This is a genomic window from Bacillus sp. GW823-FHT06B01, from assembly GCF_058952315.1.
The window spans coordinates 191096-208745 of the sequence record NZ_JBXAHR010000007.1 but is presented as its reverse complement, the minus strand read 5'-3'; the positions used below and the strand labels follow the sequence as shown (position 1 = coordinate 208745).

General features: G+C 36.2%; 16 protein-coding genes. 5 read left to right on the top strand and 11 right to left on the bottom strand.

Going from position 1 to position 17650, the window contains the following annotated elements; translation table 11 throughout:
* Window positions 1–386 precede the first annotated feature (386 nt).
* Window positions 387–743: a YgzB family protein gene (locus tag AC1Q8N_RS25720; RefSeq protein ID WP_000025063.1), complete on the top strand. Its 357-nt coding sequence runs from the start codon at window positions 387–389 to the stop codon at window positions 741–743.
* A gap of 199 nt (window positions 744–942) precedes the next feature.
* On the opposite strand, the gene perR is transcribed toward AC1Q8N_RS25720, so the two are convergent.
* The 6 genes from perR to AC1Q8N_RS25690 all read right to left on the bottom strand — a co-directional run bounded on the left by perR (window position 943) and on the right by AC1Q8N_RS25690 (window position 5234).
* A complete protein-coding gene (gene perR, locus AC1Q8N_RS25715; protein WP_170956976.1) occupies window positions 943–1371 on the bottom strand; it encodes a peroxide-responsive transcriptional repressor PerR in 429 nt (142 codons plus the stop codon).
* A 298-nt stretch (window positions 1372–1669) separates the two neighbouring features.
* Window positions 1670–2125: a thioredoxin-dependent thiol peroxidase gene (gene bcp, locus AC1Q8N_RS25710; RefSeq protein WP_048542083.1), complete on the bottom strand. Its 456-nt coding sequence runs from the start codon at window positions 2123–2125 to the stop codon at window positions 1670–1672.
* 44 nt (window positions 2126–2169) lie between these two features.
* On the bottom strand, window positions 2170–2574 hold the full coding sequence (locus tag AC1Q8N_RS25705) for a potassium channel family protein (RefSeq protein ID WP_048542085.1): 405 nt from the start codon (window positions 2572–2574) through the stop codon (window positions 2170–2172).
* A gap of 72 nt (window positions 2575–2646) precedes the next feature.
* Complete coding sequence (locus AC1Q8N_RS25700) at window positions 2647–3432, bottom strand: ABC transporter permease (RefSeq protein WP_000639385.1); 786 nt, start codon at window positions 3430–3432, stop codon at window positions 2647–2649.
* Between the two features lie 4 nt (window positions 3433–3436).
* The gene (locus tag AC1Q8N_RS25695) at window positions 3437–4228 is read right to left on the bottom strand and encodes an ABC transporter permease (protein WP_000521517.1); all 792 of its coding nucleotides are present in this window, start codon (window positions 4226–4228) and stop codon (window positions 3437–3439) included.
* Window positions 4221–5234, bottom strand: coding sequence for an ABC transporter ATP-binding protein (locus AC1Q8N_RS25690; protein ID WP_048542086.1), 1014 nt, complete (start codon window positions 5232–5234; stop codon window positions 4221–4223). The genes AC1Q8N_RS25695 and AC1Q8N_RS25690 overlap by 8 nt, the downstream gene beginning before the upstream one ends.
* Before the next feature lie 127 nt (window positions 5235–5361).
* On the opposite strand from AC1Q8N_RS25690, the gene hemL reads away from it, so the two are divergent.
* From hemL to AC1Q8N_RS25675, 3 genes are all read left to right on the top strand, one after another.
* Window positions 5362–6660, top strand: coding sequence for a glutamate-1-semialdehyde-2,1-aminomutase (gene hemL / locus AC1Q8N_RS25685; RefSeq protein ID WP_141520050.1), 1299 nt, complete (start codon window positions 5362–5364; stop codon window positions 6658–6660).
* A 200-nt stretch (window positions 6661–6860) separates the two neighbouring features.
* Window positions 6861–11297, top strand: coding sequence for a glutamate synthase-related protein (locus AC1Q8N_RS25680; protein ID WP_493521427.1), 4437 nt, complete (start codon window positions 6861–6863; stop codon window positions 11295–11297).
* Between the two features lie 259 nt (window positions 11298–11556).
* Window positions 11557–12645, top strand: coding sequence for an aromatic acid exporter family protein (locus AC1Q8N_RS25675; RefSeq protein ID WP_000765792.1), 1089 nt, complete (start codon window positions 11557–11559; stop codon window positions 12643–12645).
* A gap of 15 nt (window positions 12646–12660) precedes the next feature.
* Here AC1Q8N_RS25675 and AC1Q8N_RS25670 read toward each other — a convergent pair whose 3' ends face one another.
* From AC1Q8N_RS25670 to AC1Q8N_RS25655, 4 genes are all read right to left on the bottom strand, one after another.
* Window positions 12661–14421 (bottom strand): ABC transporter ATP-binding protein, encoded by a 1761-nt coding sequence (locus tag AC1Q8N_RS25670; RefSeq protein WP_097889310.1) that lies wholly within the window; start codon window positions 14419–14421, stop codon window positions 12661–12663.
* A gap of 54 nt (window positions 14422–14475) precedes the next feature.
* Window positions 14476–15006, bottom strand: coding sequence for a nucleoside tri-diphosphate phosphatase (gene ntdP, locus AC1Q8N_RS25665; RefSeq protein ID WP_000506626.1), 531 nt, complete (start codon window positions 15004–15006; stop codon window positions 14476–14478).
* A gap of 250 nt (window positions 15007–15256) precedes the next feature.
* A complete protein-coding gene (locus tag AC1Q8N_RS25660) occupies window positions 15257–15517 on the bottom strand; it encodes a YgaB family protein (protein WP_000997582.1) in 261 nt (86 codons plus the stop codon).
* Between the two features lie 188 nt (window positions 15518–15705).
* Window positions 15706–15987, bottom strand: a complete 282-nt coding sequence (locus AC1Q8N_RS25655; RefSeq protein WP_000039039.1) for a gamma-type small acid-soluble spore protein — start codon at window positions 15985–15987, stop codon at window positions 15706–15708.
* Between the two features lie 124 nt (window positions 15988–16111).
* Between AC1Q8N_RS25655 and yfhS the strand changes: the two genes are divergently transcribed.
* Entirely contained in the window at window positions 16112–16336 is a 225-nt protein-coding gene (gene yfhS / locus AC1Q8N_RS25650; RefSeq protein ID WP_048542097.1) for a mother cell protein YfhS, read from the top strand.
* A 187-nt stretch (window positions 16337–16523) separates the two neighbouring features.
* Here yfhS and mutY read toward each other — a convergent pair whose 3' ends face one another.
* Window positions 16524–17621 carry an A/G-specific adenine glycosylase gene (mutY, locus tag AC1Q8N_RS25645; RefSeq protein ID WP_048542099.1) on the bottom strand — a complete coding sequence of 366 codons (1098 nt, stop codon included), beginning with the start codon at window positions 17619–17621 and terminating at the stop codon, window positions 16524–16526.
* Window positions 17622–17650: the final 29 nt, after the last annotated feature.

Genomic DNA, 17650 nt, shown 5'->3' with positions numbered 1-17650 from the left:
AGTTAGTTTGTCTAGCATCTAAAAATAAAAATTGACGTTTCACGTTGTTTGTTTCGTTCAGTTTTCAAAGAACTACTCGGTCGCTCATTTGCGACTTCCTTATGTTAACATCTTCGTTTTCCGATGTCAACTAAGTTTTTTAATTTCTTTTTTGTCGTTTTCTGCGTTTCCGCATCAGCGACGGTTATTAATATATCATGTAGTATATAAGGGGTCAATACTTTTCATAAAAAAATTTCACATCCCGTTAAAATCTTAAAACCATTATAGTCTCCCTTCATTCTGCATCATACTCCATATCTCATATCTTATCGGTTTATCACGTTTACTAACGAGTGAAAATTCTAAATTTTATGTTATATTATTATTATAGGAGTGTGATGCAAATGAGCATTAAGTATTCGAACAAAATCAATAAAATCCGGACCTTTGCATTAAGTTTAGTATTTATCGGCCTCTTCATTGCATACTTAGGTGTCTTTTTCCGTGAAAACATTATTATTATGACAACATTTATGATGGTTGGCTTTTTAGCTGTTATCGCTAGTACTGTCGTTTACTTTTGGATTGGCATGTTATCTACTAAAACTGTACAAATTATTTGTCCAAGCTGCGATAAGCCGACCAAAATGCTCGGTCGTGTCGACGCATGTATGCATTGCAACCAACCTTTAACAATGGATCGAAATCTAGAAGGAAAAGAATTTGATGAGAAATATAATAAGAAGAGCTATAAATCATAGGCATATATAGGTACAATGTGCCCTTACAAACCTAAACGTTAAAAGGTGATTTCTTAACAAAGAAATCACCTTTTGTATTTATCTTTAATTAAATTAGGTTCTTCACTGAACGTTTTAAATCCTCCTGAACCTAACGTAATTCCCATATATAATAAAGAAAGAGGGAGACGTTTACGTCTCCCTCTTTCTTTATTATATATTACGCCTTATGACACTCTGGACAAACGCCATAAATTTCTAAGCGATGACTATTAATAACGAAGCCTGTCGTTTTCGCAGCTTCCTCTTCAATCTGTTCCAAACCTCCATAAGGAAAATCAACAATCTTACCACATTTTTCGCAAATCACATGATAATGTTGACTTGTAACATAATCAAATCTACTTGAAGCGTCTCCATAAGTTAATTCCTTTACAAGTCCAACCTCTTTAAATACACGTAAGTTATTATAGACAGTTGCAACACTCATATTTGGAAACTTACCTTCTAATGCTTTATAAATGTCATCCGCTGTTGGGTGCGTCATAGATTCCACAAGGTACTCTAAAATAGCATGACGCTGTGGAGTAATGCGTACACCCGTATTTTTCAGCATTTCTAGCGCTTCTTTTAATTCTTCTTTGACCACCGTCATGCACCCCGATTCTATACGGATTATTATTTTATAATTCTTATAAAGAGTGTACTCCTTTTCTTATAAATCGTCAATATTTCTACTATAAGTATGTGGTTTATTTTTGTATATAGCCTTATTCTTATATATCCTTCCCCATTTTCTATACATTTACATAGAAAAAAAGTGCGACATAATCGCACTTGGAATACTATCATCTGAGGAGGTATGCCCTACACTTCACTTTATGTAAGACGATAAAATATGTATAGACACTCGCCTTACTTCTATATATTTTATCTCCACAATGGATTTACTTTATATAAGAAAGAACCTCTTCAGTATGTCCCTTCACTTTCACTTTACGCCACTCTTTTACAAGCTCACCGTCTTTATTAATAAGGAATGTAGAACGCTCGATTCCCATATACTCTTTTCCAAAGTTCTTTTTCAATTTCCAAACACCGTATAATTCCGCTACCTTATGATCTTCATCTACTAAAAGTACAAATGGAAGCTCATGCTTCTCAATGAATTTCAGATGTCTGTTCGCTGAATCAGGACTTACACCAAGAATAACTGTATCTTTCTCTTGAAATAATCCATACGCATCGCGAAAATCACATGCTTCAGTTGTACACCCTGGAGTCATATCTTTCGGATAAAAATATAGCACTACGTTTTTACCACGAAAATCAGCTAAGCGAACTTGTTCCCCGTTACTTCCCTCTAATGTAAATTCTGGAGCCATTTCTCCTACTGTGATCATTGTTATCACTCCTACTCTTTTCTTTTACTATATCAAATGCTACCTTATTTTTCATTGTCTATTACAGACCTCATTACAAAAGCAAACGGTAATGTATATCCAATTAGCGCTTCTGCAATCGCAATCCATCTCCCTATTCCAATTGGAGCTATATCACCGTACCCAACGGACAATAAAGTAACCGCGCTAAAATATAAGCAAATTTCTACAAGTTGAAAAGATTGGGCATGCAAGCTATCTCCATCTTCTTTCAAAACTGCAAAACCCATTTCTTCTAATACAACATAACTTAACCCAAACGCAATCAATACCGTTGTATAAATTAAAAATAAGGAGGCTAAATTATAAAGCGAAAAGAAACGCCTAGAATCTGAATATGAACTCCATAACAATTGGACACTTCTCAAAATAGCAATTGCTGCAATTAATAGAATAAATCCCCATAACATGTCCTCCACCTCATTTTATATGTATGAGACAGCCATTGGATTTATCCCTTAGAAACAAACAAGCTTCTATAATTAATTCCCAGCACCACGGTACCTTTTTACTCCTTGGTTCCAAAGAGTAATTGCAATCGTAAAACAGATAACACCAACGAATGGTGTTGCAAATGCATAGCTATTCCACTCTGTTTTTCTTAAAAAGTATGCTGCTGGATACACTCCGACAAACGCAAATGGTAAAACAAACGTTAAAATGAAGCGAATCACACGGTTATAAATGTTAACAGGATAGCGACCATAGTTACCTATGTTATACATTAGCGGCATAATTGAACTTTTCGCATCCGACCAAAAACCAAGGCTCGCAAGCGTAACAAATATCCCTCCATATACAAGTGCTCCTCCTCCTACCATCAGTAAGAATAAGAAGAAATCGTACCAGTAAAAAGATAATTGCAGCTCCACTGCTGCATATCCCATTACAATTATTCCTGTAATCGCTCCAATTAAAGATTCAAGTTCCATTCTTTCTAATATAATTTGAAATAAACTATGAATCGGTCTCGTTAATATACGATCCATTTCTCCTTTAATAATATAACGATCATTAAAGTCCCATATGTTAAAGAAAGCTGAGAAAATGGCAAACGGCACTAAAAAGAAACCATAAATAAAGATTACTTCTTCTCTACTCCAGCCCTTTAATGCTTGTGTATGCCCAAACACAACGAGAATAAAGATTAAATTAACAGCCTGTAGTGCTAAATCAGAAAGTAATCCAACGATAAAATCGCCCCGATACTCCAATTTTGTTTTTATATATTGGCTTGCATATTGCAAAAATAGGTTTATATATATCATCTCATCATCCCCCTTGTACAATTAGACGTTTTCTCGCCGTTCTCCACATGAGTACAATTGGAATAATAAGTACAATTGCCCAAATTACTTGGAATAATAATGCCTCATACAATTTACTTCCTTGTATACCTTCTGAAAAAATCATACTCGGAATATAACTAATCGCCTGAAACGGTAAAAACATCATTGCCTTTTGGGCCCATAACGGATAAAAACTAATTGGTAATAATAGACCTGAAAATAAATCAATAACAACACGTTTCGCATACATAATTCCACTATTATTAAATAGGAAGAACGTGAGCATTCCAGTCATTAAATTAATTTGTGTATTAATAATAAAACTAAATATTAAAGATAAGAAGAAATATAACCACGTTTGAAAATTCGTTGTAATTTGCAATGAAAATAATAAGGTAACGATAACCATACCTGGAATTGAAAAGAAAGCAAAACGAAATATTCCTTCACCAAGACCTTGCATCACTTTCATGCCTAAGTAGTTATATGGACGAATGAGTTCTACTGCTACACGTCCTTCTTGAATCTCCATCGCAATTTCCCTGTCTATATTATTAAAATAAAAGGCACGTGCCATCCACGCAATTGCGATATAAGTAGTCATTTGCGAAATAGATAAACTTTCAATATTCTCTTTTCCACTATAAATTGCTTGCCATAAAAAATAATACGCACCGATATTAATTGTATAAATTAAAATCCCGCTATAATAGTTTGTACGATACGCAAGCATCATTAAAAAGCGAATCCGAATCATTTCAATGTACTTACCCATGTTTAATACCTTCTTCATAAATGTTACGAATAATTTCCTCTGTAGACACTTCGTTAATTTTTAAATCTTTAATTTGAAAGGCTTGTACTACTTTAGAAATAAGCATTGAAATGACAACTTCTTCATTCGGTATTTTTGCAACCCACGCGTTTTCCTCTTTCGCTTTCGACCAAACGACATGACTATCTGGCATAACCATTGATAAAGCCTGATAGGAAACTGGTGCAATAAATTGAAAATGGATTTCCTTCTCTGCTCCCCACTGTGTACGAAGATTATTTAAAGAACCGTCATACATAATATTTCCTTCATCCAGCATGATAACGCGCTCACATAAAGCTTCAATATCAGTAATATCATGGGTTGTTAATAAAATTGTTGTTTTATAACGTTCATTCATTTCTTTTAAAAATTCACGTATTTTTAATTTCACAAGAACATCTAACCCAATTGTTGGTTCATCTAAAAATAATAACGGCGGATTATGAATTAATGCTGCCGCTAATTCACAACGCATTCTTTGACCTAGAGATAACTTTCGAACTGGCTTATCTAATAAAGGACCAATATCTAACGTTTCAATCACGTGTTCCATATGCTCTTTATACTGAGCGTCTGATACACCGTACACTTTTTTTAATAAACGAAAAGATTCTTGTACAGCAATATCCCACCAAAGTTGTGAGCGTTGACCGAAAACAACACCAATTGTTCTTACGAATTCTTCTCTCTGCTTATGCGGGTTCATCCCATTTACTAAAATTTCTCCTGATGTCGGAGTCAAAATCCCCGTAAGCATTTTAATAGTTGTTGATTTACCAGCACCGTTCTCACCGATATATCCAACCATTTCGCCTTGTTTCACATTAAAAGATACATCATTTACTGCTGGTACTATTTTATAATTACGATTTAATAAATCGCGAAAAGCACCCTTTAATCCCGGACGACTTGAATAGGCTGTAAACTCTTTACGTAACCCTTGTACCTCAATTACCGATTTCATAATCGGACCCCCTTCCTAAATGTCACAACGAATAGTTTACCCAACTGCCTTCTCTATCACAAACAATACGTCTTTTCGAAAAACATGTTAGAATAATACATAGATTTTTGTAAGGAGATGAATTGTAGTGAAATTCACAAAATCAGAAGCATTACATAAAGAAGCTTTAGAACATATCGTTGGCGGCGTTAATAGTCCTTCTCGTTCTTTTAAAGCAGTTGGCGGCGGCGCTCCTGTTGCTATGGAACGTGGAAAAGGTGCTTATTTCTGGGATGTAGACGGAAATAAATATATCGATTATTTAGCAGCATACGGTCCTATTATTACTGGACATGCTCACCCGCACATTACAAAAGCAATTACAACAGCTGCTGAAAATGGTGTACTTTACGGAACACCAACAGCACTAGAAGTAAAATTTGCAAAAATGTTAAAAGAAGCAATGCCTGCATTAGATAAAGTCCGCTTCGTAAACTCTGGTACTGAATCAGTAATGACAACAATTCGTGTCGCTCGTGCTTACACAGGCCGCACAAAAATTATGAAATTTGCTGGTTGTTACCACGGTCATTCTGATTTAGTACTTGTAGCAGCTGGATCTGGCCCTTCTACGCTAGGAACTCCAGACTCAGCTGGTGTACCACAAAGTATCGCTCAAGAAGTTATTACCGTTCCATTTAATAATGTAGAAACTTTAAAAGAAGCATTAGATAAATGGGGACATGAAGTAGCAGCTATCCTTGTAGAACCGATTGTTGGAAACTTCGGTATTGTAGAGCCAAAACCTGGTTTCCTTGAGAAAGTGAACGAACTTGTTCACGCAGCTGGTGCACTAGTAATTTATGATGAAGTTATTACTGCCTTCCGCTTCATGTACGGTGGTGCTCAAGACTTACTTGGCGTAACACCAGACTTAACAGCGCTTGGTAAAGTTATTGGCGGCGGACTTCCGATCGGTGCTTATGGTGGTAAGAAAGAAATTATGGAACAAGTTGCCCCGCTCGGACCTGCATATCAAGCTGGTACAATGGCAGGAAATCCTGCTTCTATGGCATCCGGTATCGCTTGTCTAGAAGTTCTTCAACAAGAAGGTCTTTATGAGAAATTAGATGAACTTGGTGCGATGCTTGAAAAGGGAATTTTAGAGCAAGCTACAAAACATAATATCGATATTACATTAAACCGACTAAAAGGTGCTTTAACTGTATACTTCACAACAAATACAATTGAAGATTACGATGCAGCACAAGATACAGACGGTGAAATGTTCGGTAAATTCTTCAAGCTTATGCTTCAAGAAGGAATTAACTTAGCACCTTCTAAATACGAGGCATGGTTCTTAACGACAGAACATACAAAAGAAGATATTGAATATACAATTGAAGCTGTAGGCAGAGCATTCGCTGCTTTAGCGGATAATAAATAATCCCTTCATTAAAAAGGAAAAAAGAAAGCACATCTTTCTTTTTTCCTTTTTTCTATTTCATAAATCCCTTATTAATAGTATAATTATTCATAATTATCTGTTTTATTTTTCTTTTATATCCTTACTATCCTTGTATATAAGGCTGCTCACGCCTTAAATAGTAAGATTATTCAAACTTCAATAAGAGGGGGGATTGGCGGATGCTCAATAAAACAAATACATGGACACCGTCTTTATTTCGAGATTATAAAAATGCAGAACATGATGCGTGTGGAATCGTTTCCGTTATGGAGAAACGCAAAATTCCTACAAAAGAAAACATTGACCTTTGCATACAATCACTTGTCAAAATGAATCATCGAGCTGGTTTCATTAATGGTGAAGGAGATGGAATCGGAATTCACATTGATGTCCCAAAAGCACTTTGGAATGAAAAGCTGAAAAATAACGGATACAATCCAACGATTGTGGATCATCCCCACTTTATCGTTGGACATTTTTTTCTAAACAAAAACGCAAATATCGTTAATTTAAAAAATCATATTCGTACGCAATTAAATAACGAAAGTTTTACTATTATTTTTGAAAGTGATGATGTAATAAATTCCGATGCACTCGGTCCACTTGGTAAACAGGAAGAACCTTTATTTTGGCAAGTTGCTCTTATCGCAGAAAATAAAGGTGAAAATATTGAGCAAACATTATTTTCAGTAACGATAAAAATAGAGGAAAACGAAGCGATTCATGTTGCTTCATTAAGTCGTGACCATGTTGTATATAAAGTTCTAGGCGCTGGGGATACACTTGTTGCCTATTACAACGATTTACAACATCCACTTATCGCTTCAACTATGACACTAGGACATAACCGCTATTCTACTAATACATTATCTAATTTTTTTCGTGTACAACCATTTAGCATTCTCGGACATAATGGTGAAATTAACACAATTGCAAAATTACGTGATCAAGCTGACATGATTCATGTTCCACTTACTGCTGGGGGCAGTGACTCCCAAGATTTAAACCGCACCTTAGAAACTCTACTTGTTCAATACGACTACAGTTTATTTGAAGCAATGGATATACTATTCCCACCAATTATTAATGAAATGAAACTTTATGAACCGCATTTACAAGATTTATATACGTATATACGTGAAGCTTGGGGCCATTTTGCGCAAGGTCCAGCTGGTATTATTTCACGTTATAAAGATGAGGCTGTTTTCAGCGTTGATTCCCTTGGACTACGACCAGTATGGAAAGTAGAGACAGCGAGTTCTTATGTTTTCTCTTCTGAACCTGGAGTTGTATCACCAACTGAATATGTAGCAGAACCAAAACCACTCGCTCCTGGAGAAAAAGTCGGTCTAAAGTGGAATGAACAAGATGAACTTGTACTCTACGAATACGATGACTACCAAACTCAAGTATATAACCGTTTTAAAAAGCGAGTTGATACTAAAGATTATCATTTAAACTTATTTATCCCTGAAACGAAAGAAATCCCAGGATTATGTGATTCTATACAAGTCGAAACGAAACAATACGTTGCTTTTGGCTGGGACCGAGAACATATTCAGCTTCTTGAACAGATGGCAACAAAAGGCGTTGAGCCAATTCGCTCACTTGGGCATGACTCACCACTTGCAGCACTCGATACTGATAGACGAAATATCGCTGATTTCATTAAGGAAAGTGTAGCCGTTGTTACAAATCCAGCAATCGATCGTGATCGAGAGGTCGAGCACTTCTCCACACGAACAATACTTGGAGAGCGCCCAAGTTTATTAAGCGGAGCTAAACGGCCATTTGTAGTTGAGATGCTTTCCCCCATTATTTTAGAAGGAAGTGTAGCACAATCTATTACAGAGGAATTACACACAATTACGTACGAACAACTTATAGAGCTATTCAATACTCATAGCTCTATCGCTACAATCTCTGCTACATTCAGTCAGGCAGAAACTTTACAATGCGCCTTAAATCGAATTAGTTCTGAAGCGATAAAGGCCGTGAACGATGGAGCTTCCCTACTATTAATAGACGATGCCAACGCTCATCTAAATGAACAGTTATGGATTGATCCGCATTTAGTTACCGCTAAAGTACATCAAGTATTAAGCGAAAATAAATTACGCCGAAACTGCTCTCTCGTTATACGTTCTGGTGCCCTTCGCTCCTTACATGATATCGTCACACTATATGGATTAGGAGCAGATGGTATGAATCCATATTTATTATTTGCAACCGTAAATGATGGAACAAAAACGCCAATTACGAATTTGTATAATGCTCTTAATAAAGGACTAGAAAAAGTCATTTCAACAATTGGAATTCATGAATTACGTGGTTACGGCCGCCTCTATTCTTCTATCGGATTACATGAGGAAATCGCAAATATATTACAAATTACGAATTTCTTCGGTTCAAATGATTTAGCTTTTTCACTTGAATCACTTGCTGAAGATGCACAATTGCGAGCGGATGATTATAACAATCCTAAAGTTAGAATGCGAAAATCTTTTCATATATTCCCGCGAATTTGGAAAGCAATCGGCGATGTCGCAAAAGGAAATTCTTATGATGATTACCGTGACAAATTAAGTGAGTTAGAAGAAAATAATCCAATCGCGATTAGACATCTTGTTCAAACGAAAGAAACAAAACATGTCGTTCCGGCTGAAGAAGTATCCATCAGCATTCAAAATCATGATTTACCATTTATTATTAGTTCCATGTCATTCGGTTCTCAAAATGAAATTGCCTTTCGTGCATATGCAGAAGCGGCCGATCAGCTAAATATGATTAGCTTGAACGGTGAAGGCGGCGAAATTAAAGATATGATTGGAAAATATCCACATACACGTGGACAACAAGTTGCATCTGGGCGATTTGGTGTAAACGCCGAACTACTAAATTCATCAAACTTAATTGAAATAAAAATTGGGCAAGGCGCAAAGCCTGGTGAAGGCGGACATTTGCCTGGTTCAAAAGTAACAGCAAAAATCGCTGAAGCGCGTAATGCTACAATTGGCTCTGATTTAATTTCACCTTCTAACAACCATGATATTTATTCCATTGAAGATTTAGCTCAAATGATTACAGAAATTAAAACGGCTAATCAACTTGCGAAAGTAGCTGTAAAGGTCCCTGTTGTCCCTAACATTGGAACAATTGCTGTCGGTATCGCAAAGGCTGGTGCTGACTTTATTAACATTAGCGGATTTGATGGTGGTACAGGTGCCGCACGTATTCACGCATTGCAACATGTAGGCCTTCCTGTAGAAATTGGTGTGAAAGCCGCTCACAATGCTTTATTAGAAGCAAATATGAGGCAAAAGGTAGAAATTTGGGCTGACGGTGGTATTCGAAGTGTTAATGATGCCTTGAAAATCATGCTCCTCGGGGCAAACCGTATTGGATTTGGTACATTATCCATGATTGCAATCGGCTGTACAACTTGCCGCGGATGTCATCTAGATACTTGTCACGTTGGAATTGCAACACAAATTGAGTCTGAAGCTCAGGCGAAAGAACACGGATTACGCCGCTTCGTCCCGCGCGAATTAGAAAGCGCCGTTGCTGGATTATTACATTTATTCACCACTTTTGGCGTAGAACTAAAACGATTAACAGGAAATCTTGGTTATACAAATTTACAAGAAATTGTCGGACATTCCGATTTATTAGAACAAGTTCGAGGCGAAAATTTATTAGACTTATGTAATTTACTACAAACGATAGAACACCCATCTGTTACAAAAAAAGAATACGTACCAGAAAAACAATTTGAAACAGTTCATTCCCCTCATTCAAAAGAATTAGTAGGCGTTGGCGTAGAGCAACGCGTTATGGGTGGTCTAGAATCTTGCTATCGCGTTCGTAGTAAATTATATGAAGACACGAAGCTTGAACCACTTACATTAAAGTATACGAATGGCTCTATTCCTGGAAATGGATTAGGTGCTTACAATAGTGAAAACTTATTTATACACGTAAATGGCGGTGCACAAGATGGTATTGGTAAAACCTCCTTTGGTGGTGGTATTTATATAACGAAAGCAAAAGGAAAAGACGGCATATATTATAACGGTTCTGTCGGAAAAGGTTTTGGGTACGGTGCACAAAAAGGATCGCTATACGTTCAAGGTAACGCTGATGCTCGCGCTGGCATTCGCCTCTCTGGAGCAGACATGATAATTGGAGGGCGAATGACAAAGCCACTCCGTGAAAAAGAGCAAGGGAATATAGGTGTATACTCTAATATTAAAGGTTTCGCTTTTGAATATATGACAAATGGGCGAGCGCTTGTTTTAGGGGATCCTGGTCCATGGATTTGTGCTGGTATGACTGGTGGTGTTGTTTATTTACGTCATGATTCAAGCTCGGGTTTAACAGAACACGCCTTAAAAAGAAGAATCGCAAAAGGGGCAAATGTTACATTACAACCAATTAGTAAAAACGGCGTGCAAGATGTGACTGAGTTATTGTTAGATTACATTCGTGTATTAAATGAACATGAGCAATACGAGGAAGTTGCTTTATTAACACCGTTACTCGATGATATGCAGCAACAGTTTTTTGAAATTATCCCGAAAAAAGAGCAGGCTGATCCATCTATCTCAACAGAGTGATATACCAACTTTTCATTTTCAAGAAAAAATTGACGAAGTACACTTCTCATAGTAATCTATAGTAACAATTTGAAACCTGCTGAAATTCAGCAGGTTTTTTCACTAAAAATTGATGTTTAAAAAGAATTAGGAAAAAGTATAAAATGAATCTTAATTTCTTATTAACGTCACTAAAATATCACTTGCTAACATATTGTAATGAATGTATAGTATCATGTTGTACATTCATTATGACAAGAGAAAGGATCTTATTAAGGGTATGAAACTTGGTGCTCGCATTTTAAAAACGGGTATTGCCATCACATTAGCTTTATTTGCTTGTATTTTACTTCAATTACCGAGTCCAGTATTCGCGGGAATCTCAGCTATATTCGCTGTTCAACCGTCTGTATACCGCTCGTATTTAACAGCTCTTGAGCAAATTCAAGCAAACGTCATTGGTGCCGTATTCGCTATCGTATTTGCTACTGCTTTTGGACATAATCCTTTTATTATTGGATTAACATGTATATTAGTAATTGCGCTTACGTTACAATTACGATTAGAAAACACAATATCAATTGCTTTAGTAACAGTTATCGCCATTATGGAGTATCAGGGCGACGATTTCTTTAGTTTTGCCTTACTTCGCTTTGCGACGATTATGATTGGAATTATTGCGGCTTCACTTGTAAATTTAGTGTTTATGCCGCCAAAATACGAAACAAAACTATATCATCGTATCGTTGATAATACAGAAGAAATTGTAAAATGGATTCGAATGAATAGCAGGCAAGCTTCTGATTTTACAACGCTAAAAACTGATATTGATCGTATGAAAGAAAAGATGATCAAACTAAACCATTACTATTTGCTGTATAAAGAAGAAAGAAGCTACACGAAAAAAGTAAAGTTCGCAAAAATTCGTAAGCTCGTTTTATTCAGACAAATGTTAGCGACGACAAGCCGTGCTTTAAGTACGTTAAAATCATTACATCGTACTGAAAATGAACTGCGCTATATGCCAGAAGAATTTCAGGAATCTATCCAAAACGAACTTGATTCATTAACCCATTACCATGAACAAGTTTTATTAAAATTTATTGGTAAAGCAAAAAAACAACAATCCGTTGAAATGCTTGATGAAGTTGAAACAGGTAAACAAGAATTAATTGATATCTTTATGGATTATCAAAACAAGGACGATGAGGAAGCGTATAAAACATGGCTACACCTCTTCCCTCTTATTTCTGCCATTATTAACTATAGTGAAGAAGTAGAGCATTTAGATTTACTTGTGGATAGCTTCTACACATACCATAAACCAGAAGCAGAACTCCAAATCGAAGATAAAAAAGAAGACGAATAAAGAAAACAGCTCCTTTTACGCTAAAGGAGCTGTTTCTGTTATATGTTGAAGTTGATATAAATTGTAATAAAACCCTCTTTTTTTCATTAACTCTTCATGAGAACCTGTTTCTTTAATTTCACCATCTTCAATGTAAATAATCGTATCCACATGTGTAATCGTCGCCAATCGATGTGCGATTACGATCGTCGTCCGATCAGCAGCTAGCGTCTGAAGCGCCTGCTGAATATACCGTTCATTTTCTAAATCTAAAGCGGAAGTCGCCTCATCTAATATAAGTAACGATGGATTCTTTAGAAACACTCTTGCAATCGCTACACGTTGCCTTTGCCCACCAGATAACTTCACACCGCGTTCCCCAACGACAGTATCATAGCCATCAGGTAACTCTATAATAAAATCATGGATTTGCGCAGCTTTAGCAGCTGCAATCACTTCTTCCTCTGTAGCTTTCGGGTTTCCATATAAAATATTTGCCCCGATTGTATCACTAAATAACAAATTATCTTGCAGTACAATTCCAATATGACTACGTAAATTTCTCATATCATACTTTCTAACATCTATCCCATCTACATAAACTGCACCTGAAGAAACATCATAGAAACGTGGGATTAAGCTAGCAAGAGATGACTTCCCTCCCCCACTTGCTCCTACAAGTGCTACCTTCTCTCCTGGCAACATAGTTAACGAAAGGTTATGTAATATCTCTTTTTCATCCGAATTGTAACGAAAAGATACATTATCAAATATCACTTCACCATTTAATTTTGTCGTTTGTACCGCACTTGGCACATTGACAATATCATATTTTTCATCTAACAATTCAAACACTCGATCCATCGATGCGAAAGACTGTGTTAATGTTGTAGAGGAATTGACAAGGCGGCGAAGCGGACTATACAAACTATCCATATATCCAACAAAGGCAACCATAGTCCCTAATGTTAACTGCCCCTGAATTACTTCATATGCTGCAAAACCGATCACCAGTAACGGGCCTAAATCGGTTAACGTATTCACTGCTGAAAATGTCCTTGCAGTCCAACTCGTATGCGTTAATGCTTTCGTCAAAAATTCATTATTTCTTTTTTCAAACTGCTTACCCTCATACTCTTCTAATGCAAAGCTACGTGTCACTTGCATCCCTTGAATACGTTCATGTAAATACCCTTGCATCGTTGCTAACGCTTGCGAACGCTCTTTCGTTAATTTTCGAAGACGCCCGAAAAAATATTTCACTGCCACTACATAAATAGGTAAAATTAATAACGCAACAAATGTTAATTTTATATTCATAGAAAACATAACAATAATAGCAATTGCAATTGTTGCAGTATCTAGCCAAACATTCATCAAACCAGTAATTACAAAATCCTTCGTTTGTTCTACATCATGGATTACACGTGAAATAAGCTCTCCTGTTTTTGTATTCGAATAATAGCGTAAACTCAACTTTTGTAAATGACCAAAAATATGTTTTCGTAAATCATATAGTATTGTATTTGCGATACGCTGCGCGAAATATTGACGATAATATTCAATTGGCGGTCTTACTACTGCAAAAATAAAAAAAGCAATCCCAACGGCTGTTACTAATTGGGATGTTTTATCTTGAAGTGACCCTCCCCCTTGAATTACATCATCGATAATATATTTTAATAACCACGGCATAATAAGCGGGATGCCGAATTTAACTAGACCAATCATAATCGTAATAGCAATAAGCCATCGATACGGTTTAACAAATTGCAAATATCTTTTTATACCTTGCACATAATCCCCCCTCTAATAGGACAAACCTGCCGGGAAATCCCCTGCAGGTTTGTTTTAATTTCTGTACATTAAATATCTTTCATACCACATATCTACGAAATCTGGCGCGAATGGCCCTTTTCTTTGATGAATCCATTGTGTTAATTGTGCTACATTTCGTTTTAAAATAGTATCAATAACAGGTGGATACTGCATAATTTGACTATGCTTTTCATACTCATCTTCATCTAAAAGCGTATATGTCATATCTGGATATACTTTAATATCTAAATCATAATCAATGTACTTTAATGCTTCAGAATCATATGCAAAAGGTGAGCCTAAATTACAATAATAATATACTCCCTCTTCCCTTAGCATCCCAATCACATTAAACCAATAGTTTGCATGAAAATAACAAATTGCTGGTTCACGAGTAATCCATGTTCGGCCATCTGATTCTGTCACTACTGTACGATCATTTGCTCCGATCACAAGGCTCTGTGTCCCTTTTAAAATTGTTGTCTCTTCCCACATTCTATGAATGGAGCCATTATGTTTATAACTATGTATTTGTACTTTTTCTCCTTCTTTGGGAAATCCCATATATGCTCCCTTCTTTCAACTGCAAATGCCCTTTGAGCTGCATTCACTTTTTTTCTATTATAACTTTTTTGTCGAAATTTTAAAACTAAAGCGACAAGACTCTATTTTTCACACTGAATACTATATCCCTAATCTTCTTAGGAGACGAGGCCTTCGCTGAATGATTTACAAACGAGGAAATAGAAATAGAAAAAGCCCTTCCTTATTTCTATCTAAAGAAGGACCTTTCACCGGAAGGTAACAACATGCCTTACCCTAAATTCGAAATCATTTTTTCAGTCTCAAAAGATTGAATCACACTATTTGTTTGCTCTTCAAATTTCTCATGTAACAGTTTTAACGCTAATTCTGTTCTATATATTTCTTGGCGGATAAAATGTAATTCCTTTTTATCGCACGTATCCTTTTCGCTCATTTCAATTTGCTGATACTTCTCTAGATGAGCTTGTAACTTTAACAACTCATCCATCGTTTCCAATTGCTCTCCTACCAACTTATCAAAGTCGTTCATTACTTACCCCCTTTTGGACTTATTTATCAGTTATTCTTCCTCATTACATATTTCTCATCTTTAACTTCCTTCTCCTTTGACTACATTTGTTGACTTATTAGAAGTTATGTCGTTCACTTTATGTTCATTACTATGACCCAGGCACAAAGAAAACACTTCTCCCGAATTAGAGAAGTGTTTTTCTTTCATTACTGATTTGAACTAGAAGATTGTGATTGTTTTGCAGCTGATTGTGCATTTTGTTTTTTCACAGCATGCACATCTGTTTCAGTTGCGAATTCTGTACCATAACTAGCGTTTGCACTTTGTGCACCAGAAGCTTGTGCTTTCTTTGCTTCTGATTGTGCATTTGCTTGTTTTACTGCTTGTACATTTGTTTCAGTCGCGAACTCTGTACCATAACTAGCATTTGTACTTTGAATGCTAGCACCAGAAGTTGCCTTGTTATAACCTTGTTGTTTTTTACTCATCTTTCTCACCTCCACAACCAATAATGTAACCAATTCACTTAGAAGTTATCCGTGATTTTCTTTTTTTAATCTCCGTATATATCTCTTATCACTCATTCAAACTATAGGAGATGGAGGTGGAAATATGTATATAGGACGCGATATGACTGAACTAACGATGGTTTCAAAAAATGAGTGGAAAGAAGATGAATTAGCTTATTTTCATCACTCATTACAACAGATTTTGCCGTATTTAAATGCAGAAGGTCAAAGTATCTATAAAGAAATTGTAGTAGAAATTGAATCAAGAGGTGGCTTACAACAAGGTGAAGCTAATTGGACTCATGGGACAAAAATTTCTTACGATTAAAAAAGTGTTCCCAATCTAGGGAACACTTTTTTAATTTATCCCGCTTTAACGGGCAGTAAGACCCCAACCTCAAAATGCAGCGAAAGCAAAGAATTTAGGTGGGGGATCAACTGCCTATAAAAGTCCGATTGGTTCAACTAATAATCAGTGGGGGATGAAGAAAAACCCCACTGATTAAAGTTTCACTTTATTGCATTGTAATTTTCTCAACGCAATTCTCATAAATCGTACGATGCGATTTCGAGAATGGTAACTGCTCAAATGCTTCTTTCGATACAAATTTCAATGTATCTGTTTCAACAATATCACCAGTTACTTTTCCATAAAATACGAATATATCCCAAGTGCGATGTGTAAATGTATGTTGTACATTCATTGCGTATTCTTCAATAGAAATCGAAAGCTCAAATTTTTCTTTCATATAATCTATAAGCTGTTCCTTCTGATTACGAATCCCTTCGCCAAGTTCAATATTCGGAAACTCCCACATGTTAGCTAATAAACCGGTACTTGGACGTTTATTAATGACGTAACGACCATCTTCTGTTTGAAGTACTCCTGCAACAATCGGTACCATCGTAGGGGCCTTCGCTTTACTTTTTACTGGTAACTCCTTTTGAACACCTTCAGCATATCCCCTGCAATGCTCACGTACAGGACAAAGTAAGCATGCTGGATTTTTAGGAATACAAATCAGTGCTCCTAATTCCATCAAACCTTGATTAAAATAAGATGGATTTTCAGCCGAAATAATTTCACGCACAATCTCTTCGAATACTTTTCTAGTTTTCGGTTTTGCAATGTCATCCCATACTGATAAAATGCGAGATAATACACGCATAACATTTCCGTCAACTGCCGGCTCTGGTATACCATATGCGATACTTAAAATAGCACCTTTTGTATAGGGACCGACTCCCTTTAATTTCTCAATCTTCTTTACATCACTTGGTACTATCCCGCCGTATACTTCTTTTACTTCTTTTACGGCTGCATGTAAATTTCGCGCTCTAGAATAATAACCTAAACCTTCCCATGCTTTTAACACTTCTTCATCATCAGCATTTGCCAAAGCTTCTAGAGTAGGAAACTTCCCCATAAAATTCGCGTAATATGGTTTTACAGCTTCTACCCTTGTTTGCTGCAACATAATTTCCGAAACCCAGACGCGGTATGGATCTTTATTTTTACGCCACGGTAAGTCGCGTTGCTCTTTTTCAAACCAACCAATTAAATCATTTTGAAACTGCTCTATGTTAAAATTATTTAATATTTCAAGTGTCAAACTTGATCCCCCTCATTTTTTTGCATATA